The following is a 20,153-nucleotide window of genomic DNA, read 5'->3' as shown; positions in this document are numbered from 1 at the left end:
CACCACGATCCGCGCACTCACACGCTGCGGGGTCGTCGTGCAGGTCTGACAGCTCGACGACTACCCCGTGAAGATTGTGGAGATGGAAATGAAGGGCTGGCAAGAGCTGCCACTAGTGGAGGTCCACGACGCACGTGGTGAGCTGGTGGGCATGTGGTGCGGGTTTAGCCAGGTACACATCGACCGACTCAAGGAGGGGCAATGACCAAGCTCAGGGCTTTAGCCCGTGAGAGTATCTGGTGCCGGGTTCAAAGCATGGGCTTTAAGGAGTGCGATGCTGGTCGCTGAAAATCGGCCAGTCTGGGCAGAAATGGTCGACCTGCATCGCACGCTTCTAACACCTCGACCGGAACGGAAACTGACTGGTAGTTCATCAGTGAAACCGGGAACAATCTTTGTGGACATCCGTCGCGACCTGGGAAGACGTGAGTGGTGGTCGACGGGAACAGGCCCAAAACGAAAAATAGTTCCCGAGCCCGGGAACTATTTCAGTGGTAGAACGAGAGCGCAAGGGGTGGCGCACCAAAATCTAGGATTTTCGCGACGCACCTTTGCATTTGCTCAGGTCGTCAGGGGTCGTAATGGATTGTGGTGCACAGCGAATGCCCAGGAACGTGCAGGACCTTCTCTAGTGGTCCGCAACCGCCTCAGTAGCACCAGACTCAGCAGCGCGACCTCGCTCCAAGAACAGGAGCAGGAGCCCAACCACGATCCAGATGAGCAATACCCACCAGCTCTGGGTTGCTCCGAGGCCATCGAAGTAGGAAAGGGAGCGCACGAGGTGTCCGGTGGCGCCGATTGGCATCCACTGGCCGAGCGTCGACCAGCCGACGGGGAGGAGCCACGGCCCGGTGGCCAGGCCGGAGAGCGGGTTGGCGACGAAGATGGTCAGGATCGCGCCGAGGCCCACGCCGGGCAGCCCGATGACTGCGCCCAAACCGGCGGTGAGCAGCGACGTCGCGAGGATGCCGCAGCCGATGCCGAACCACTCCATCCCGAAGCTGCCGGTGAGGGTCCCGTAGACGGAGTGCAGCATCCACGTCGCGACCAGCGACCCGAGCGCAGCAATCCCCACGAGAACGGCGAGTTTTGTCCACTTCTTTCCGCGGAATCCGAGTGTCGCGATGACGGCGGAGACAATTCCGCCGAACGCCAGCGGCAGTCCGAGCAGCGCAAGGCCGGTCGCTTGCGGGTCGTCCGGGGAGGTCGGCGCGAGGTCTTCGCGAGTCACGTCCATGCCCTGAGCTTCGAGTTGTCCCGCCATGCCCTCGATCATCTGCGCATACGGTGCGCCGTTGCCGGAGGCGGTGTATGCCGTCGCACCCTGCGGGGTGACCACGAGCCCACCCACCGCTTCACGCTGTGCGATCGCATCGCGCACTTCCTCGTCGGAATCGCGTACGAGGAGGGTGGGGCCGTCCTCGCTTAGTGTTGCTTCCATCTTTTCGACGAGCGGTCCCGGCGCCGCAACCGCCAGCGGCACATTGCGCGGGCCTGATGCGAAGGTTGGTGCGAGGAATGCGAAGAGCATGAGCCCAATGATGATCGGGATTCCAATGACGGCGCCGACCGCCTTGACTGTTGAGTTGTTCGTTGCGTTCACGGGAACCTCCTATATGGAACGCAGTGTTTCACTTACACAAACCGAACATAGTGTTCCATTTGTTAAGCTGTCAAGCATGAGACAAGACGCACGCGACAACCGCGAGGCCATCGTCACCGCAGCCCGCTCACTTCTTATCGACGTCGGCCCCGGCGTTTCCATGCGCGCCATCGCGAAGGAAGCCGAGGTTGGAGTGGCGACAGCCACGCGACATTTCCCGGAGCGCATCGACCTCCTGGATGCCATTGGCGAACACGCGGTGGAGGACATCAACCACGTCATCGATCGCCACCTCGACGAATTTGCCGACGTCCCCCGCAACGCCTGGCGCCAAGCCACCCACGAAATCGGGGACCTCAAACACGCGGCGCTTGCGCAGGCGATCTTCGCCGATTCCATGAGTGACCCCGCGACTATCAAGCGGCGCGAACCCATGATCGAGAAGCGGATTAGGGAGATCCGTGCCTGCTACAACCGCCTCCTCGACCCTGCCAAAGCTGCCCACCTATGCCCCGAAGATCTAGACCCCATTGAGTTCCACATCGGCCTTGGTGTGGTGACCCGTCCACTGCCAGCCGGGGTGCCGGTCAATAACGTGGCAAAAAACCTGGTTCCGAACCTCATCGATTTATTGCTGGACGGTCTCGAGCAGCGCGCGCAGGGGTAGGAGGGTGAGCTGCCTAAAGGTCCGAAAGAAGTTCCGGTCGAGGTATTCAAGGAGTGCGATGCTGGTCGCTGAAAATCGGCCAGGCTGGGCAGAAATGGTCGACCTGCATCGCACGCTTCTAACACCTCGACCGGAGCAGAATCGGCATGGTAGCCCAGGAAAGTTCCCCGAAGGCGAACGCCCAGAAACCCCTACAGCTCCGCCTCGATGGCGGTGAAGACGGCCTGCATGCTGGCCTGCGGCGTGCCGGGGACGACGTCGGCGAGGACGACGCCGACTCCTTGCGGGGCCTGGAAGGTGACGGCTTCGGCGTCGAGGGGCATGAGGGCGCCGATGATGGCAAGTTCGGCATCAGCGATGCCAGCAGAACCAGAAGAACCGGCCGGGATGTCGATGTCGGTGACGTCCCATTCGCCGACGCGCAGGCGGAGGGAGCCGGTTTCGATGTTGTCGGGGTCGGGGAAGACGGCGACTTCGCGCAGCTCGGCGCGCAGGGCTTTGGCGGCGAGGGCGATGTAGTCGAGGAGGTGGACGAAGGCGTTGTCGGTTTGGGGGACGCTGTGGACGACGGAGTCGATGAGCGGGGCGTTGTGGGGTCCGCGCAGGCCGAGCAGCGTGGTCATCGGGGCTTCGCGGAAGGCGTCGAGGTCGTCGAGGATGGCGTCTTCGATGTCGGCGGGTTCGGCGGCGGCGTCGAGGTGGATGTTGGCGTCACCGAGCAGCGTGAGGCAGCGGGCGAGATGTTTGACGTCGCGTTGGGTCAGCTGGTGGGGCATTAGCGTTCTTCTTCCTTTTCGTATGATTTGGCCCAGGGGTTGCGCCGTTGGGTGCCGTAGCGGGACCGCGCCTGAGCGGGAGCAGCGGGAGCAGCGGGGGCGGAGGCGGGAGCAACAGGCTCGGCGGGTTCGGAGGGGGCGTCGAGAAGCTCGGCTTGTTCTTCTTTGAAGCGGCGGCGTTCGCGGGTTTCGGCCCAGATGAAGTAGATGAGGCCGGCGGGCGCCATGATGCCGAAGGCGATCCACTGGAGTCCGTAGGAGAGGTGGTTGCCGGTCTCGAGCATGGGTAGGGGGATGGCGGTGAGGACGCCGGGGGAGTCGCTCAGGAGTTGGACGTAGGGGCTGGCCAGGGCGGTGTCGGTGAGTTCGCCGACTTGACCTGGGCTGATGGAGTAGACCATGGTGTAGCCCTGGTCGTTGAGGGGTGCGGAGGGGTGTACGCCTTCGTCGACGCGCATCATGCCGGAGATGGTTTGTTCGCCGGTGGGTGGGGCGTCGATGTCGGGGACTTGGGTGGAGCCGATGGCGGGGACCCATCCGCGGTTGACGAGCACGCTTTGTCCGTTGTCCAGGCGGAATGGGGTCAGTACTTGGAAGGATGGGGTTCGGTCGATGGGGCGCAGGCGCAGCAGCACATCGCTGTCTTGGGCGTAGGTGCCAGTTGCGGTGACGCGGGTCCACTCGGCGCCGGGCGCGAGTTCGCCCTGCTTGTCGACGACCTCTCCGATCGGCACCGGGTCATGCTCGAAGGCGGTCTTGATGTGGTCGTTGCGCTCCACGAGCGCTTCGTTCTTGTTGAGCTGCCATGGCGCCAGCAGGGTGAACGCGAAGTAGGAGAACAACACGATCAGGATGGCGACGATGACCCATCCGGGGGTCAGAAACGTTTTCCACCATGGTTGTGCACCTGTTTCAGGTTGCATTGTTGCTCCCGCTTTCACAGATTCCGTACTTTCTCCGGCTAGTCTAGCTGCGCTTTGACCCAGCTGATAATACCTGGGGCGGCGGCTTCGATTTGTTCGCGTGTGGTTTGGAAGCCGTCGGCGCCGCCGTAGTAGGGGTCTTCGACGCCGGCGCCTTCGGGGGCGGCTGGGTCGAAGGAGCGCAGCAGGCGGATGCGGGATTCGGGGACGCCGCGGGCGATGAGTTCGGAGACGTGGTTGGTGTCGAGGGCGACGATGAGGTCGGCATCGATTTGGTTGGCGCCGAACTGTTGGGCGCGGTGGCGGGTGCCGTCGTAGCCGTGGTTGGCGAGTTCGGCGACGGCGCGCGGGTCGGCGGGGCCGCCGACGTGCCAGCCGCCGATGCCGGAGGAGGTGACGCGGACGTCGTTGGCGAGGCCGGCGTCGGCAAGTTTGGCGGCGATGATGACTTCCGCCATGGGCGAGCGGCAAATGTTGCCGGTGCACACGAAATCAATATGCATAGAGGATCTCCTTGAGCTCGGTTGCGGTTTGTGCGGTGTGGGTGGCCTGTGCCCACTCCTCGGCGTCGCCGTATCCCCAGGTCACGGCGACGGACGGGATGTCGAAGTGGGCGGCACCCGTGAAGTCGTGGGTGCGGTCGCCGACCATGATGGGGCGCTTTGCTGCGAAGGTGTTGTGGACGTACTCCAGCACCGCGATCTTGGTGCTGCGGCCGCGCTCGTGGTCGGCGGCGCCGAGGAAGTCCAGGTGCGGCCAGATGCCCGCGCGCTTCAGCGCGAGTTCGGCGAAGGTTTCGCTTTTGGACGTCGCCGTACCGACACGGAACCCATCCCGGTCAAGCTGGGCGATGAGTTCGGCCATGCCGTCGAAGACGGTGAACTGCTGCCACCCGTCGGTGCTCATGAAGTCGGAGTAGACCTGCATCGCGGCGTCGACTTGCGCGGGCGTGCACCCGGCCTTCTCGTAGGACTCGCGCATGGGCGGCCCCGGGATCTTCGCGATGAACGCTTCGTCGGGCGGGGCGACGTCGATGGCGGCGAGCCCCCGCAGGAAGCCTTCGCGGATTCCTGGGAAGGAGTCGAGGATGGTGCCGTCGACGTCAAAGAGCACGGTCGGGCGGTTTGTTTGGAGTGTCACGCCCACCAGCATTCCAGGTTTGTAGGCTAGTTGCCATGACGACGAAGACTGTAGGAGATATTGTCGCGGCACTCGAGGCCGCCTACCCGCCCGAACTCGCCGAAAGCTGGGACCAGGTCGGCCTGATTTGCGGCGACCCGGACGAGCCCGTGCACAAGGTGGCGTTTGCCCTGGACTGCACGATGAGCGTGGTGGAGCGCGCGCTGGAGGAAGGCGCGGACATGCTGGTGGTTCACCACCCGCTACTGCTGCGCGGGGTGCACTCTGTTGCGGCGAATACGCCGAAGGGCAAGGTCGTGCACACGCTGATCCGCGGCGGCTGCGCGTTGTTCGCGGCGCATACGAACGCGGACTCGGCGCGCCCGGGGGTCAATGACAAGTTGGCGGAGCTGGTCGGGATTCGGCCCGGCAGGCCGATTCGCCCGGTGGGGGATGTGGACGTCGATACGCCGGGGGCGCTCGAGCGAGCCACCGGCCTTGGGCGAGTGGGCACCCTGCCTGAGCCGATGACCCTGCGCGAGTTCACCCAGCGCGTGGCCGACGCCCTGCCTGAGACCGTGTGGGGCGTGCGCGCCGCAGGCGACCCGGAGCAGATGGTGCGCACCGTCGCCGTCTCCTCCGGCTCGGGCGACAGCTTCCTTGACGATGCGAGGGCGCTCGGCGTCGATGTCTATGTCACCTCGGACCTGCGCCACCACCCAGTCGACGAGCACCTGCGCGCTGGTGGGCCCGCCGTGATCGATACTGCGCACTGGGCGAGTGAATTTCCGTGGACGCAGCAGGCAGAGGGTATCGTGAACCCGCTAGGCGTGGAAACGTGCATCATCCCGGTGCGCACGGACCCGTGGACCGTTTCCGCCCACCCGAATCAAGCCAAGTAAAGGAGCAGTGCTTCCCCGTGAAACTTGCCGTAGAACTCCAGCAGGTACTACTGAATCTTGCCAAGGCTGACCGCCAGGCCGCCCACCCCGAGGCCACGAGCGAGGAGGAAAAGGAGCTGCAGCGCCTCACCGCGGAGCTCGAGCGCATGCGCGGTGCGGCGTCTGCGGCGCAGCTCGCCGTCGACGACATGGAGCTGGAGATCTTGCGCATCCAGGAAGACGAGCGCAAGCTCAAGCGCCGCGACCTGGACAACAAGCGCATGCTCGGCGCGGAGACAGACGAGGAGCGCCGCAAGGACCTGCAACACGATCGTTACACCACGAAGTCGCGCATCGCGGATTTGCAGTATGAGCTGAAGGAGGCCCACAACGAGATCGCGGCGCTGCGCAACAACCGCGACAACCATGGGGCTCGCCTGGACGGGCTCGAGCGCAAGGTCGAGGCCGCGCAGCGCGCCGTGGACGCTCTCCCGGCACGCGAGCGCGTGGACACCGAAGCACTGCGCAGCCAGCTGCCCGCGGACGTCCTCGAGGCCTACGACGAAATCGGCGCCGCCGCGTTCAACGGCCGCACCTGCAACGGCTGCTTCATCGCCCTGCCCGCCACCGAGCGCAACCAGGTCAACGCCACCCCGGCCGACGAGGTCCCAATGTGCCCGAACTGCGGCACACTGCTCGTGCGCACCCAGGTACAGGAGTAGGCGCATGAAGGTAGCCATGTTTTGCGACGGCGGCTCCCGTGGCAACCCCGGCGTCGCCGGAAGCGGTGCCGTCGTCTACGGCCCGGACGGGGAGACGCTGGCGGAAGTCGTCTACGCGGTGGGCAAGAAGTCCACGAACAACGTCGCGGAGTACCACGGACTCATTGAGGGTTTGAAGGCCGCCATCGACGCCGGCGCCGACGAAGTCGCGGTGTCCATGGACTCCAAGCTCGTGGTCGAGCAGATGAACGGGCGCTGGAAGATCAAGCACCCCGACATGCAGCAGCTCGCACTTGAGGCGAAGCAGCTCGCACGCACGTGCACAAAGGTGACGTACACGTGGGTGCCGCGCGCCAAGAACAAGAAGGCCGACGAGCTGTCCAACGTGGCCATGGACGCCGCCGCGAAGGGCAAACAGGGTCTCGTTGCACACGAGGCGCCCGCGCAAGCACCGAAGCAGGTCGCCTCGGCAGCACCAAAAGAGGCACAGCCCCACGAGACGGCCAGCCCCGGCCACTGGTCCGGCACCGACGCCCCACGCACCCGCTTCGTGCTGCTGCGCCACGGCCAAACCGAACACTCCGCCCGCCGCGTCTACAGCGGGCAAGCCAACCCGCCGCTCACCGAAATCGGGCAGGCGCAAGCGCGCCGGGCCGCGGCCGCGCTCGCCGAGATGGGGCACATCGACGTGATCGTTGCCTCACCGCAGGCGCGTGCCCAGCAAACCGCGCAGGCCTGTGCGGACGCACTCGGGATTGCGCACGAGGACATCGTCACCGAGGAGGGCTTCCGCGAGGTGGACTTCGGCGACTTCGAGGCGCTCAGCAGGCAGGACGCGCAGCAGCGCTACCCCGAGGAGTTCGAGGCGTGGCAGGCCTCCGCCGCCACCGCGCCGCCGAACGGGGAGTCGCTGGCATCGCTGCATCGCCGCGTCACGCGTGCCCGGCTGCGCGTCCAGGAACGCTACGAAGGCAAAACCATCCTCTTGGTGGCGCACACCACGCCGATCAAGTCGGTGATCCGCCAGGGGCTGAACGTGAGCGCTGAAGTGTTCAAGCACCTGTTTCTGGACTTGGCGTCGATTTCTGTGGTGGAGTTCTACGGGGAGATGGGCGTGGTGCGCTGCGTCAACGACGTCGCCCACCACCGAAAATAAAGCGCACCGGCCGCTGTGTTGTAGAGTGGCACAGTGCGAATGAGCCGGCCGGGCGACCGCGTCGCCCCGAACCGCCACACGCGTTGTGGCTGGCGGGGACCGAGGAAAGTCCGGACTCCACAGGGCACGGTGGTTGCTAACAGCAACCCGGAGCGATCCGCGGGCAAGTGCAACAGAAAGTACACCGCCAACCCAGGCAACTGGGTAGGTAAGGGTGAAAGGGTGCGGTAAGAGCGCACCGGCATGCACAGTGATGTGCGTGGCCAGGTAAACCCCACCGGGAGCAAGGCAAGAACCACAGCCGCAAGGCTGGGGTCGTCGGACGTGATGAGGCTGCCCGCCCAGTCCGAAGGTAGCTGCTTGATGCGCCCAGCAATGGGACGCACAGATGGATGGTTGCCGCCCGCGCCTACGGGCGCGGGTACAGAATCCGGCTTATAGGCTGGCTCATTCGCCTTACACTTCGATCCTGCCAACCTCACCCGTCGTGATCGGGATGACCAGCAGGTTCTCCTTCATTCGGGAGGCAAAGTTTTCGGCTTTCGACGTCGGCACCAGCGCCAGCACCGACTGGGAGACCCCAGGTGCGGCTGGCCTTGCGACGCTCGCTCCGCACTCGCACGCGAGCTGGCTCAGCAGCGCCGGGGTTGCCAGGGCCTCATCGGCGGCGTCACCCGCGTGGGGGCTTAGCGCGTTGACCAGCGCATCGATCTGCTGCGAGCGCAACGCCTGCGCCACACCCAGTGCGCGTGCCGTTTCGTCCTCACAGCGCTGCAGCACTGCGCGTGCGCGCCGCGGATCCGGTGCGGAACTATCGCCAACGGTGTGGCGGGCCTCCACCCACTGGACCACGCGCGCGGTCGCGTCCGGTAGTTGGCGCAGCGAGGCCACGCCGAAGTTTGCAGCTGCCGTCTCGATGAACTCCTGGCGCCGCCGCATCGACTCCGCGAACGCGTCCGGCTGCGCAGTCTGCTCCTTGGCCACCACGAACATCCGCAGACCAAGGCGCTCGGGGTGGGTGATCTGCGTGACCGAGCCGTCCGCCTGCTCCACAAGGTTCAGCGTGGTGCCGTGGCCGCGAAGCGCCGCGGTGTAGCGCGCCTTCAATGGGCTGGACGTGGCGTACGCGGTGGCGGACTGTGCGCAGACCTCCGCAAGCTTCGTGCGCAGGGGAGGGGCGTCGATATCGTCGTGGGCGCCGGCGCACGCCAACGTGATGGCGGCTTCTGCCGCGGCAATCTCGCCGAGGCCAACTCCGTGCGTGACGTGGGAGACCACCGAGATGTCCATTCCCGTGGTCTCGCGGGAAAGCACCTGGCGGTGGATCAGCGTATGGATCAGCCCGGTAATCCGGTGCGCGAGCTGCGCTTCCTCGGTGCCCGCGGTAGGGGCGTTGAGTGCCGCCAGCGTGCTGGTCGCGGCGAGAATCCGGCCGTCGACACGCGTGAACTGGAGCGAAATGACATCGTCCGACCTGCGGCTCACCGCGGCACACACCCGCTGTGGGCCAAGCCCGATGATGCTCGCCCCGCCATAATTATCGACGCCATCACCAGCCACCACCACCGTTGCCGGCGCGGAAGCGACGTGGTCGGGGGCGCAGCCAGCATGGTGGGCATGTGCAGCACGCATCTCCTGTTGGACATTCATAGGGCACAACCATACCCGCGGCGCTAAGGTGGGCGCCATGAACGGAAACTTCTACTACAACCCGACCACCGGCGAGATCACCGAGGGCAAAGTGCAGTCCTGGGAAAACCGCATGGGCCCCTACAAGACGCGCGAGGAAGCCGAGGATGCGCTGCGCATCGCGGCCGCGCGTAACCAGCAGGCGGACGCGGAAGAGGCCGCCGAGGACAACTGGGGCACCCCACCTTCCTGGGAGAAGTAGCCCCTACTGCGCGTACAGGACTTACAGGACTTACAGGGCTTTCTGTGCCGCCTTCTTTACTTCGCGGATCGCGCCGAAGTAGCCGCGCAGTGCCTTTTCACCGTCGCGGAGTTCGCGTTGGAAGCACATGCCGTAGGCGAACACGTCCTCGTCGCGCTGGCGCGCCAGCTTCGCAAGCACCAGCAGCTCCTCGCGCGAGGTCGCGCAGTCCTGGAAGTCACCCAGCATTGATTGCAGGCGCTTGCAGGCCTTGATAAGGCGCTTGAACTTCGGGTCGCCGGTGGCTGCCGCTGCGTAGCGCAGCCGCTTGGCGGCCTTGCGTACGTCGTGCACGTAGGCCTCGCGCTTCGCGCGCGGCAGTGACGTGTCGTGGTAGCGGTCGTCGACCTTGGCGTGGCGCTTCATCAGCTTCTTATATGCCTTGCGCACGTGGCGGGCCAGGGCCTCGTCGTTGTCCTTGATGCCCTCGCGCACCTGGGGAGGGTTTGCGATGAGTCCATCGATGGCGTCGAGAAGGTTGAGGTAGGCGTCGCTGTTGCACATGTTGACGATGTTGCGGTGCGCGAGCTTGTACACGCTGTGCATATCCTCGCGCAGGTGGGCTGCGGCAGCATCATCCATGCAGCCGGAGTCGTCAGTGTCGAGCAGCTGCAACCACCGGGCGTGCACCACCTCAGCGTCGCGCGCCACCCCGAGCACGCCCGCGACGTGCTTGAGTTCCTTCTCGATCTTCGAAAACGCATCGCCCTGCACGAGCCCGTCGAAGGTGCGCAGGATGGAGCGCAGCTCCCGGATTGCCACTCGCTGCTGGTGCACCGAGTCCCACTGGTCGGCGCGTACGGCGCGGTCGCCGTGGACGATGGTGTCGCGAAGCGTGCGTACGGAAGTTAACAGGGAATGCAGCGGGGAATCCGCAGGCAGGTGTGCCTCGGTGAGGTGCGGAGGCAGCGGAGCTTTCGCCAACGAGTCCCCGAGCGCGGACGTCAGCTTCGACGGCGAGGAGGACGGGCGAGCGCCGGAGGAGAGCAGGTAGCGCTCCGCCTGGCGCAGCAGGGACGCACCTGCGTTGGTGCCCGCGACCTGCTCCGTGAGTTCGAGTTCCCACTCACGCCAAGTGGTGTGCGAACCCCCTGGTAGCAGGGAGCGGGCGGAGACGTGGTCGTCGCAAAACTCGGCGACGGGCGGGCCTTCCTCGTCGGCGAGGATGGTTTCCACGCGGTGGTTGTCCACCTGGGCAATGGGCTGCAGCGGGTGGCGGCGCACGATGGCGCGGACGGCGTCGACAAGCTCCTGCGGGACCGTGTGCGGGTCCTGCAGTGGGCAGCGTAGCTCGGTGCGGCCTTGACCCGCTGGAATCTTCATGTGCCAGCCGTCGTCCGGGCCTCCCGTGCGGCGGCGCAGCGTGATCTTCTCGCGTGTCAGGCGCAGGTCAGCCGTGTCGTAGTAGATTGCGGAGAGCTGCTGGTGGCTCGTGCTCGCGAGTGCGGACACCCCCGGCAGCTGCCGCATGTCGGGGACGGCGGTGGAGTCGTCGACAGCTAACTTGATCTCAATTTCTACGTACTCATGTGGTGCAGCCACGGCGAAGCCCTACTTTCAACACGAAGCATGTGCGGTCACCGCAAAGTCTAACGCGTTCGCCCACTTTCGCGGCGGCATGAGCGCAGGCGCAGTAGGGTACAACACTATGGACACGCAACAGGAAAACGTACTTCGCATGGTTGAACAGCGCGACATCGCGTTCATCCGCCTGTGGTTCACTGACATTTTCGGATCCCTGAAAACCGTCATGATGAGCCCCGCCGAACTTGAGGCCGCCTTCGACGAGGGCGTGGGCTTCGACGGCTCCTCCATCGAGGGCTTCTCCCGCATCTCCGAGTCCGACACCTTGTTGCGCCCGGACCCCTCTACCTTCCAGCCGCTGCCGTTCGACGAAGGCACCGGCCTGCAGACCGCCCGCATGTTCTGCGACATCACCATGCCGGACGGCGACCCGCTCTACGCGGACCCGCGCCAGGTACTGCGCCGCCAGATGACGCACGCGCGCGAGCTCGGCTTCGAGTTCAACGCCAGCCCCGAGATCGAGTACTACGTGCTCAAGCAGAACATGCCTGGGGAGGACCCGGTGCCGGCGGACAAGGGCGGCTACTTCGACCAGGCGAAGCGCAACGAGGCGCCGAAGTTGCGCCGCCAGGCGATCGCCGCGTTGGAGTACATGGGCATTGTCACTGAGTTTTCCCACCACGAGGCCAGCGCCGGCCAGCAGGAGATCGACCTGCGGCACACCGACGCGCTGACCATGGCCGATAACGTGGTCACCTTCCGCTACATCGTGAAGACCGTCGCGGAAGCCAACGGCGTGCACGCCACGTTCATGCCAAAGCCGTTCGCGGACATGGATGGTTCCGCGATGCACACCCACTTCTCGCTGTGGGAGGGGGAGACCAACGCCTTCCACGACCCGGACGATGAGATTTCGCTGTCCAAGACGGGCCGCCAGTTCGTCGCGGGCATCATCGAGCACGCCAACGAGATCTCCGCGGTGACCAATCAGTGGGTCAACTCGTATAAGCGCCTCCAGTTCGGCTCCGAGGCGCCGACCGCGGCGACGTGGGGCGTGTCCAACCGCTCCGCGATGGTGCGCGTGCCCACCTACCGCCTGCACAAGGCGGACTCGCGCCGCATCGAGGTCCGCTCGTTGGACTCCGCCTGTAACCCTTACCTTGCGTACGCGGCGGTGCTGGCAGCGGGCCTGCGCGGCATCGAGGGCGAGTACGAGCTCGACGAGCCAAGCCGCGACGACGTATTCGCGCTGACTCGCCGGGAGCGCCGCGCGATGGGGTACCGCGACCTGCCGAACTCGCTCGACCAGGCGCTGCGCCACCTGGAGCGCTCCGAGTTTATGGCGGAAGTGCTCGGGGAGCAGGTCTTCGAGTTCTTCCTGCGTTCGAAGTGGGACGAGTACCACGCCTACACCTCCCAGATCACCCCGTGGGAGATCGAAAGCGGCATCGACCTTTAAGGAAACACCATGTCTGCAGATGCACCCTTGCCGAACCCTGCGAAGCTCGGGCTGACCAGCCCCCGCGCCGCCGAGGACTTAGCCACGCTCGGCATCACCGACGCGAAGGTGCTCGCAGCGCTTGCCGACGCCGGCGATCCAGACCTGGCGCTCAACACGCTCTACCGTCTCTTCAGCGCGCTTGACGACGCCCCATCCTGGCAGGACGTGCAGTCCCACCTGGCGGCCGACGGCCAGTTCCGCACCCGGCTGTTCGCGCTGCTCGGCGGCTCCACGGCGCTGTCCGACCACCTGGTGGCGCACCCGCAGCGCTGGTGCAGCCTGCTCGAGCCGCTCCCAGGCAGTGAGGAGCTCTTCCGCACGATGCTCGCGGCCGTCGACGCCGCGCCGGCGGGCCTCGAGGGCGACACAGCAAGCGAGGACCTGACCACCCCCGGCACCTACCGCGCGGGGCAGGAGTGGTCGCGCCACGCCAGCGCCACCGCACCGCTTCGCGAGCACTACCTCACCCTCATGATGCGCATCGCCGCCTCGGACCTCGCAGGTGAGGTGGGCTACCGCGAGGTGACCGAGTACGTCACCACGCTTGCCGACGCCGCCCTGACCGCAGCGCTGGCCGTCGCCATCCGCGAAACCTACGGCGACGACGACCCCGACTCCCGCCTCGCGATCATGGCGATGGGCAAGTGCGGCGCCCGCGAGCTGAACTACATCTCTGACGTCGACGTCATCTTCGTCGCCGAACCAGCCACAGCCCCGGCAACCAAGACCGCCAGCACCGTGATGCAGCTTGGCACCGCGTGCTTCTTCGAGGTCGACGCCAACCTCCGCCCCGAGGGCAAGTCCGGCGCGCTCGTGCGCACCGTTGACAGCCACCTGACGTATTACAAGCGCTGGGCGCAGACCTGGGAGTTCCAGGCACTGCTCAAGGCCCGTCCGATGACAGGCAACGCCGAGATGGGGCAGCGCTACATCGCGGCGTTGCGCCCATTGGTCTGGGAGGCGTCGCAACGCACAAGCTTCGTCGAGGACGTCCAGGCGATGCGCAGGCGCGTGCTCGAGCACGTGCCGAAAGACCTGCGCGAGCGCGAGCTCAAGCTCGGCAGCGGCGGGCTTCGCGACGTCGAATTCGCCGTCCAGCTGCTCCAACTCGTGCACGGGCGCATCGACCCGAGCATCCGGGTGAAGAACACCGTCGACGCGCTCCAGGTGCTTACCGACGGCGGCTACATCGGCCGCGAGGACGGCGCCAAGCTGATCGACGCCTACGAGTTCCTCCGCCTGCTCGAGCACCGACTGCAGCTCACCCGCTTCAAGCGCACCCACCAGCTGCCCAAACCGGACGACGCGAAGGCGATGCGGTGGCTCGCGCGCACCTCGGGCTTCCGCACCGGCCCGCGCGCGACCGCCACTGAGGCGCTGCGCGCCCGCCTCAAGCAGGTCCGCTTCACCGTGGCCAACCTGCACGAGCGCATCTTCTACCGCCCGCTGCTCAGCGCTGTGGTGAACCTGAGCTACGGCGAGGCCACCTTGAGCGCCGACGCCGTCAAGGCCCAGCTCGCCGCACTCGGCTACCGCCACCCGGCCCGCGCCCACGACCACCTCACCGCGCTGGTGAAGGGCACCTCGCGCCGGGCGAAGTTGCAGGCGATCCTGCTGCCGTCGCTGATGCACTGGCTGGGTGGCACCGCGGACCCGGACGCGGGCTTGTTGAACTACCGCAAGCTTTCGGAGGCCGCGGAGGACAAGAGCTGGTTTTTGCGCATGCTGCGCGACGAGGGCGTGGTTAGCCAGCGTCTCATGCAGATTTTGGGCACCAGCCCGTACGCCTCCGAACTGATCATCGCGGCCCCTGAGGTGGTCAAACTCTTTGGCGACGGCTCCTCGGGTCCGCGCCTCATCGAGGCGGCGCCCGACCAAGTGGAGAAGGCGATCGTCGCAGCCGCCGGGCGCTACGAGGACCCGGACCGCGCGGTGTCGGTGGCGCGTTCGCTGCGTCGGGCGGAGCTCGCGCGCATCGCCGCTGCCGACCTGCTCGGCTTCATGGAGGTGCGCCAGGTCTGCGAGGAGCTCACCTACGTGTGGGACGCCGTTCTGCGCGCCGCGCTCGCCGCAGAGATGCGCGCCCAGCACCAGGACCCCGAGCGCCCAACGCCGGCGCGCATCGCTGTGATCGGGATGGGCAGACTCGGCGGGGCGGAGCTCGGCTATGGCTCGGACGCGGACGTGATGGTGGTTGCCGCAGCCAACGAGGGCTACAACGACCACGAAGCAACCGTGTGGGCCGCCAAGGTCATTGAGGCGATGCGCGCGCGCCTGGCCAAGCCGAGCGCCGACCCACCCCTCGAGGTCGACCTCGGACTGCGCCCCGAGGGGCGCTCTGGCGCGGTGGTGCGCACGGTGGAGTCCTACGAGCGTTACTACACCGAGTGGGGCGAGGTGTGGGAGCGCCAGGCGCTGCTGCGCGCCGTCACCATCGCCGGTGACCGGGACCTCGGCGCGGACTTCCTCCGCGTCATCGACCCAGTGCGCTACCCGCCGGGGGGTGCCAGCCAGCGCGACATCAGGGAGGTCCGCCGCATCAAGGCGCGCGTGGATAACGAGCGCCTGCCGCGCGGGGCGGACCGCGCCACCCACACCAAGCTGGGCCGCGGGGCGCTCGCCGACGTCGAGTGGACCGTGCAGCTGCTCACCATGATGCACGCGCACACCCACCCGGCCTTGCACACCACCTCCACGCTGGAGGCCCTCGACTACCTCGCCGACCCAAACGACGACCGACCGCAGGTCATCGCGCCACAGCAGGCCCGCCAACTGCGCGAGGCCTGGCTGATGGCCACCAGGGCCCGCAACGCCATCGTGCTCGTCACCGGCAAGCGCACCGACCAGCTGCCCGCGCCGGGCACACAGCTCGGCCCCGTCGCAGGCTCCGCGGGCTACAGCCCGGAGCACCAACAGCAGTTCCTGGAGGACTACCGGCGCACCACCCGCCGCGCATACCGCGTGGTCGAGGAGGTGTTCTGGGGCGAGGCCCCGTCGCACGAGTTCGAATAACTTATGCTGGTGCCCATGGCTGTACAGATCTCAATTGACCTTCATAATGCAACGTTCGCGGACCTCGTCGCGCTTGTCGACGCCGCCCGCGTCGCCGGCGTCACCTCCGACACCGCACTCGAGCTGGAAGATTCCACGCTGAGCATCGCTGTTGAACCAGATAGCGCGGATGCACACCAGCAGCGCGTGCCCGAGCGCGCCCACGAGGAACACCCGACGACCTCTTCTCCGGGCGCCACGGCGCTGCCGCAGCTTGGCGACGCCGCCATCCGCTCCGTCGTGGACATCCTGACCGGGCGTCAGGAACCGCCGCGGCGCTAGCGGGGTGTTCTTAGTTCGCAGCCCGCGGTGGCGCCTGCTCGACGATCTTGAGTCGGCGCATCTGCGGCTGCGCCTTCGCCCGCGCCACGAGCAGGCCCACCATCAGCAGGGCCGCTAGCACGTAGACCGCGATCCAGGCGTACTGGAAGTCCTCCCACGTGTACTGCACCGAATCTGCCGAGTGGTCCAGCAAAATCCCCACCGCCTGGGCTGCCACCATGGAGGATGTGAACCCGCCCATGTTGGCCAGGCCGGTGCCGGTCGCCACCATGGCGGGTGGCACGTGTTCGCGCACGTTATCGAAGCCGAAGTTGGACGCGGGCACCACCGTGCCCATCACGATCACCACCGCCAGGATCGCGCCGAAGCCGCGCGGAGTGGACGTCGAAAAGAACCACAAAAACATCAGCGGCGTCAGCGAGCACAGCACGATGACCGCCATGTCACGGCGCACGCCCAGGCGTGCAGAGACCGCACCGAGCACCGGCGACGCGACGATCATGCACACCGTCAGCACGATGAGCACCGTGCCGGCCTCCTGCTCGTTCAGGCCCATGCCGAGCGTCATCATCGGCACACCCCACAGCAGGGTGAAAGTGACCATCGGGAAGATGGAGAACCCGTGGATGAAGAAGGCCTCCCAGCACACCGGTGAGCGCACCACCGTCGAGAGCGTGGTGCGAAGCGGCACCTTTGCACTTTTTGCCGCAGCCTCCTCGCCAGGCTTCGTGGGAGCGTCCGCCACTGCGACCACCGCGGCGAGCGCCACGAGCACCCCGACCGCACCGAGCGAGACGAACGCGACCTGCCAGCCCTTTGCATGCAGCAGCGCCAAGAACGGCACCGCGGACAGGAACTGACCCATCTGCCCAATCGCAGTGGACAGCTGCGTAAACAGCGGCGTCTTGCGGGGAGGGAACCAGCTCGGCAGGATACGCATCACCGCCAGGAACGCCGTGGCGTCGCCCGCGCCGATGAGCACGCGCGCCGCAAGTGCGACAGGGTAGGAGGACGTAAACCCGAGCAGGATCTGGCCCACCGCCATCACGAGCGCGCCGACGATCAGCATGAAGCGCGGACCCTGCCTATCGATGAGCACCCCGGTCGGGATCTGCGCCAACGAGTACACACCAACCTGCACTGCGGTGAACACTGCGATCCGAGAAGCGTCGATACCAAAGCGGTCGATCGCCTCAACACCCGCGACACCGAAGGATGTGCGACCCAAGATGGCGACCACGTACACCGCGACCGCAGCGAACCACACAAAAAGGGCGCGCCGGGTGACGCGCTGCTGTGGGTCGTTGGTCTGGGAGACAGGGGAGTTGGAATGGGGCATGCGGTATAACGTACTCCTTTGGCTGTGCAATCCGGCATGCGGGTCCGGTGCGTCACGTAGACTGTGCAACCGTGGATTACATTTCAACGCGCGATACCGCAGGCACAACCTACAAGTTCACCGACATCCTGCTCACGGGCTTAAGCCCGGATGGCGGCTTGTTCCTTCCCGTGGAGTACCCGCAGCTGAGCCCCGAGCAGCTCGACAGCTGGCGCACACTGCTCGCCGAGCGCGGGTACGCGGCACTCGCCGCCGAGGTGCTCAAGCTCTTTATCGACGACATCCCGCACGCCGACATCGAAGCGATCACCGCCCGCGCCTACCGCACCCCCGTATTTAACGACGCCGCCATCGTCCCCGTGACCAAACTCGAGGACGACCTGTGGCTGGCACACCTCTCCGAGGGGCCAACCGCGGCGTTTAAGGACATGGCGATGCAGCTGCTCGGCGAGCTCTTCGAATACGAGCTGGGCCGTCGCGGCCGCCACCTGAACATCCTGGGCGCTACCAGCGGCGATACCGGTTCCTCTGCCGAGTACGCGATGCGCGGCCGCGACAACATCCGCGTGTTTATGCTCACCCCAGCTGGCAGGATGACGCCGTTCCAGCAGGCCCAGATGTTCGGCCTGGACGATCCGAACATCTTCAACATCGCCCTCGACGGCGTCTTCGACGACTGCCAGGACGTGGTCAAGGCCGTCAACGGCGACGCCGACTTTAAGGCGAAGTACGCCATCGGCGCCGTCAACTCCATTAACTGGGCACGCCTGTTGGCCCAGACGGTCTACTACATCTCTACCTACCTGCGTGTGACCGAGAGCAACTCGCAGAAGGTGAGCTTCTCGGTGCCAACCGGCAACTTCGGCGACGTGTGCGCGGGCTACATCACCAAGCGGATGGGCCTGCCCGTTGACCGCCTGATCGTGGCTACCAACGAGAACGACGTCCTCGACGAGTTCTTCCGCACCGGCCAGTACCGCCCGCGCAGCGCGGCAGAGACCCAGGCGACGTCCTCGCCGTCCATGGATATCTCGAAGGCGTCGAACTTCGAGCGCATGATGTTCGACGCCGTCGGGCGAGACGCCGCGCTGACCGGCGAGCTCTTCGGCACCAAGGTGAACAACGGCGGCTTCGACGCCGAGGACTTCGGCGGCGCAGACGTCCTGGCCCGCATCCGCGACGCGTTCGGCTTCTGTTCCTCCTCGTCCACCCACGCTGACCGCGTGGCGACCATTCGCGAGGTCCAGGAGCGCTCCGGCGTGCTGATTGACCCGCACACCGCCGACGGTGTCCACGCCGCTCGTGCTGTCAGCGGTGACGTCAACACTCCTGTCGTCGTGCTTGAGACGGCGCTGCCGGTGAAGTTCGCCGAGACCATCGTCGAGGCCACCGGCACCCAGCCGGAGGTGCCCGAGCGCTTCCGTGGCATCATGGACCAACCACGGCACGTCACCGAATTGCCGAATGACGCCGACGCCGTGAAAGCCTTTATCCAAGACTCCATCGAAGGGAAGTAGCACATGGCACAGGAACAGTTCGCAGGCCCGGAGTACTTCACCGAGTTCGACCCCGAGAAGTTCATCCGAGACATGAAGATTCAGAAGGAAGAAGCTGCCAAGGGCGACCCCGCCTTCGCTGACGATGAAGCGGGCGATGAGCAGTAGCGGCGACCTCGCCAAAAAATACCAGCCCGAAGACGGGCAACAGTGGACGTTCCCGGAGCCGGTCGCCCCAGTAGGGCAGTCGGCGCCTCGTCGCGGGCTAGGTGGTGCCGCGTGGTTTACCGTCATCGTCACCGCGCTGTGCTTGGTCGGGATGGCGGTGTGGCTGGGCCTGCACACCTCTGAAATAGACACGCGCACCGCCGAGGAGCGCCAAGCCCAGGAAGCCGTCCAGCGACCCGGGGAGCAACCGCCTGCCGCGGCAACGGGCAACCGGATCCTGGTGCCCGAGTTCGCACCGTGGGCGCCGGGCTCGCTGATCCAGTCCACGGACCACTACCCGGAGCCGGGGGAGCGCTTCACCGCGCAGTCCTGCACCGTCGCGTTCACGTTCTCGGGTGCCGACGGCCGCTCCTACGCCGTCACCGCCGGGCACTGCGGGCGTGAAGGCAACCTGGTGTGGCCGAAAGGGGCCTCGGACACCAACGACTATTCGCAGGAAGTCGGTAGGTTTATCTACTCCGGGCTTTACACCCCTGATGTAGAGGACCCAGAGGCGGAGCGCATCGACGTCGGCATTATCGAGATCTACGACACGGACCGCGCTGTGCCGCTCGTCGGCGACCCGATCCCGACAGGCGTCGGTGCCGAGATCGGCCCCGTTGACCGCGTCTGCAAAACGGGCGGGACGACCGGCTACACCTGTGGCCACTTCGAGGCCGCGAGCCGCGTCCAGATCGTGACCGCCCACGACGACGAAGAACAGCGTGAGTCCCGCGGCGACATCGCAGGCGTCTGCGCCTCCTCCGGCGACTCGGGCGGCCCCGTCTTCGCAGACGTGAATGGGCGCGCCACCATCATCGGCGTGGTCTCCGGGACGGAAGCCGACCGTTCAGGAGAGGAGTGCTGGGAAGGCATGGAGGACCCGATCATGATGTCCTACTCCAACGTTGATCAAATTCTGAGCGTCATCGAGCGCGTCGTGCCGGACGCCCAGTGGGTCGAACAGCAGTGGTGA

The 20,153-nt window shown here is 66.1% G+C and carries 19 protein-coding genes and 1 other RNA gene; 12 read left to right on the top strand and 8 right to left on the bottom strand.

The genetic code is table 11. The annotated features are described in order from the left end of the window. Positions 1–628: 628 nt before the first annotated feature. Positions 629–1,603, bottom strand: coding sequence for an ABC transporter permease (locus KBP54_RS07860; RefSeq protein WP_070362153.1), 975 nt, complete (start codon positions 1,601–1,603; stop codon positions 629–631). Between the two features lie 76 nt (positions 1,604–1,679). Between KBP54_RS07860 and KBP54_RS07855 the strand changes: the two genes are divergently transcribed. After that, on the top strand, positions 1,680–2,270 hold the full coding sequence (locus KBP54_RS07855; protein WP_084028560.1) for a TetR/AcrR family transcriptional regulator: 591 nt from the start codon (positions 1,680–1,682) through the stop codon (positions 2,268–2,270). Between the two features lie 191 nt (positions 2,271–2,461). On the opposite strand, the gene KBP54_RS07850 is transcribed toward KBP54_RS07855, so the two are convergent. From KBP54_RS07850 to KBP54_RS07835, 4 genes are read right to left on the bottom strand one after another with little or no spacing between them, the layout of a single operon-like run. Next, positions 2,462–3,046, bottom strand: coding sequence for a hypothetical protein (locus KBP54_RS07850; RefSeq protein ID WP_256005259.1), 585 nt, complete (start codon positions 3,044–3,046; stop codon positions 2,462–2,464). Continuing rightward, positions 3,046–3,969 carry an SURF1 family cytochrome oxidase biogenesis protein gene (locus tag KBP54_RS07845; RefSeq protein WP_070477941.1) on the bottom strand — a complete coding sequence of 308 codons (924 nt, stop codon included), beginning with the start codon at positions 3,967–3,969 and terminating at the stop codon, positions 3,046–3,048. The genes KBP54_RS07850 and KBP54_RS07845 overlap by 1 nt, the downstream gene beginning before the upstream one ends. 38 nt (positions 3,970–4,007) lie before the next feature. Then, the gene (locus KBP54_RS07840; protein WP_070477939.1) at positions 4,008–4,472 is read right to left on the bottom strand and encodes a low molecular weight protein-tyrosine-phosphatase; all 465 of its coding nucleotides are present in this window, start codon (positions 4,470–4,472) and stop codon (positions 4,008–4,010) included. Beyond that, positions 4,462–5,109, bottom strand: coding sequence for an HAD hydrolase-like protein (locus KBP54_RS07835; RefSeq protein WP_255366067.1), 648 nt, complete (start codon positions 5,107–5,109; stop codon positions 4,462–4,464). The genes KBP54_RS07840 and KBP54_RS07835 overlap by 11 nt, the downstream gene beginning before the upstream one ends. A gap of 35 nt (positions 5,110–5,144) precedes the next feature. On the opposite strand from KBP54_RS07835, the gene KBP54_RS07830 reads away from it, so the two are divergent. The 4 genes from KBP54_RS07830 (at position 5,145) to rnpB (ending at position 8,301) form a co-directional block, all read left to right on the top strand. Further along, on the top strand, positions 5,145–5,990 hold the full coding sequence (locus KBP54_RS07830) for a Nif3-like dinuclear metal center hexameric protein (protein ID WP_070362158.1): 846 nt from the start codon (positions 5,145–5,147) through the stop codon (positions 5,988–5,990). Positions 5,991–6,007: 17 nt separating this feature from the next. After that, positions 6,008–6,691, top strand: coding sequence for a zinc ribbon domain-containing protein (locus KBP54_RS07825; RefSeq protein ID WP_070975120.1), 684 nt, complete (start codon positions 6,008–6,010; stop codon positions 6,689–6,691). Between the two features lie 4 nt (positions 6,692–6,695). Continuing rightward, the gene (locus KBP54_RS07820; protein WP_256005256.1) at positions 6,696–7,847 is read left to right on the top strand and encodes a bifunctional RNase H/acid phosphatase; all 1,152 of its coding nucleotides are present in this window, start codon (positions 6,696–6,698) and stop codon (positions 7,845–7,847) included. 40 nt (positions 7,848–7,887) lie between these two features. After that, positions 7,888–8,301, top strand: an RNA gene (rnpB, locus tag KBP54_RS07815) — RNase P RNA component class A. A gap of 2 nt (positions 8,302–8,303) precedes the next feature. Here rnpB and KBP54_RS07810 read toward each other — a convergent pair. Beyond that, positions 8,304–9,497: a galactokinase gene (locus tag KBP54_RS07810; protein WP_256005255.1), complete on the bottom strand. Its 1,194-nt coding sequence runs from the start codon at positions 9,495–9,497 to the stop codon at positions 8,304–8,306. A gap of 37 nt (positions 9,498–9,534) precedes the next feature. Here KBP54_RS07810 and KBP54_RS07805 point away from each other — a divergent pair, with 37 nt between their 5' ends. After that, positions 9,535–9,738 carry a hypothetical protein gene (locus KBP54_RS07805; protein ID WP_256005253.1) on the top strand — a complete coding sequence of 68 codons (204 nt, stop codon included), beginning with the start codon at positions 9,535–9,537 and terminating at the stop codon, positions 9,736–9,738. 30 nt (positions 9,739–9,768) lie between these two features. Here KBP54_RS07805 and KBP54_RS07800 read toward each other — a convergent pair whose 3' ends face one another. Further along, the gene (locus KBP54_RS07800; protein ID WP_256005252.1) at positions 9,769–11,319 is read right to left on the bottom strand and encodes a CYTH and CHAD domain-containing protein; all 1,551 of its coding nucleotides are present in this window, start codon (positions 11,317–11,319) and stop codon (positions 9,769–9,771) included. 106 nt (positions 11,320–11,425) lie between these two features. Between KBP54_RS07800 and KBP54_RS07795 the strand changes: the two genes are divergently transcribed. The 3 genes from KBP54_RS07795 to KBP54_RS07785 are packed head-to-tail and all read left to right on the top strand — an operon-like array spanning position 11,426 to position 16,135. Then, complete coding sequence (locus KBP54_RS07795; protein ID WP_256005250.1) at positions 11,426–12,760, top strand: glutamine synthetase family protein; 1,335 nt, start codon at positions 11,426–11,428, stop codon at positions 12,758–12,760. A gap of 9 nt (positions 12,761–12,769) precedes the next feature. After that, positions 12,770–15,814, top strand: coding sequence for a bifunctional [glutamine synthetase] adenylyltransferase/[glutamine synthetase]-adenylyl-L-tyrosine phosphorylase (locus KBP54_RS07790; protein WP_256005249.1), 3,045 nt, complete (start codon positions 12,770–12,772; stop codon positions 15,812–15,814). A 15-nt stretch (positions 15,815–15,829) separates the two neighbouring features. Next, complete coding sequence (locus KBP54_RS07785; protein ID WP_256005247.1) at positions 15,830–16,135, top strand: hypothetical protein; 306 nt, start codon at positions 15,830–15,832, stop codon at positions 16,133–16,135. 10 nt (positions 16,136–16,145) lie between these two features. On the opposite strand, the gene KBP54_RS07780 is transcribed toward KBP54_RS07785, so the two are convergent. Next, entirely contained in the window at positions 16,146–17,474 is a 1,329-nt protein-coding gene (locus KBP54_RS07780; RefSeq protein WP_256005246.1) for an MFS transporter, read from the bottom strand. 71 nt (positions 17,475–17,545) lie between these two features. Here KBP54_RS07780 and thrC point away from each other — a divergent pair, with 71 nt between their 5' ends. The 3 genes from thrC to KBP54_RS07765 are packed head-to-tail and all read left to right on the top strand — an operon-like array spanning position 17,546 to position 20,153. Continuing rightward, on the top strand, positions 17,546–18,991 hold the full coding sequence (gene thrC, locus KBP54_RS07775) for a threonine synthase (protein WP_256005244.1): 1,446 nt from the start codon (positions 17,546–17,548) through the stop codon (positions 18,989–18,991). Positions 18,992–18,994: 3 nt separating this feature from the next. Next, positions 18,995–19,138, top strand: coding sequence for a hypothetical protein (locus KBP54_RS07770; protein WP_168156175.1), 144 nt, complete (start codon positions 18,995–18,997; stop codon positions 19,136–19,138). Continuing rightward, positions 19,128–20,153: a trypsin-like serine protease gene (locus KBP54_RS07765; RefSeq protein ID WP_256001229.1), complete on the top strand. Its 1,026-nt coding sequence runs from the start codon at positions 19,128–19,130 to the stop codon at positions 20,151–20,153. The genes KBP54_RS07770 and KBP54_RS07765 overlap by 11 nt, the downstream gene beginning before the upstream one ends.

Origin of the sequence: Corynebacterium pseudogenitalium (assembly GCF_024453815.1) — a bacterium.
In the GTDB taxonomy this organism is placed as follows: Bacteria; Actinomycetota; Actinomycetes; order Mycobacteriales; family Mycobacteriaceae; genus Corynebacterium; species Corynebacterium pseudogenitalium.
This window is presented reverse-complemented; position numbering and strand designations above follow the sequence as displayed.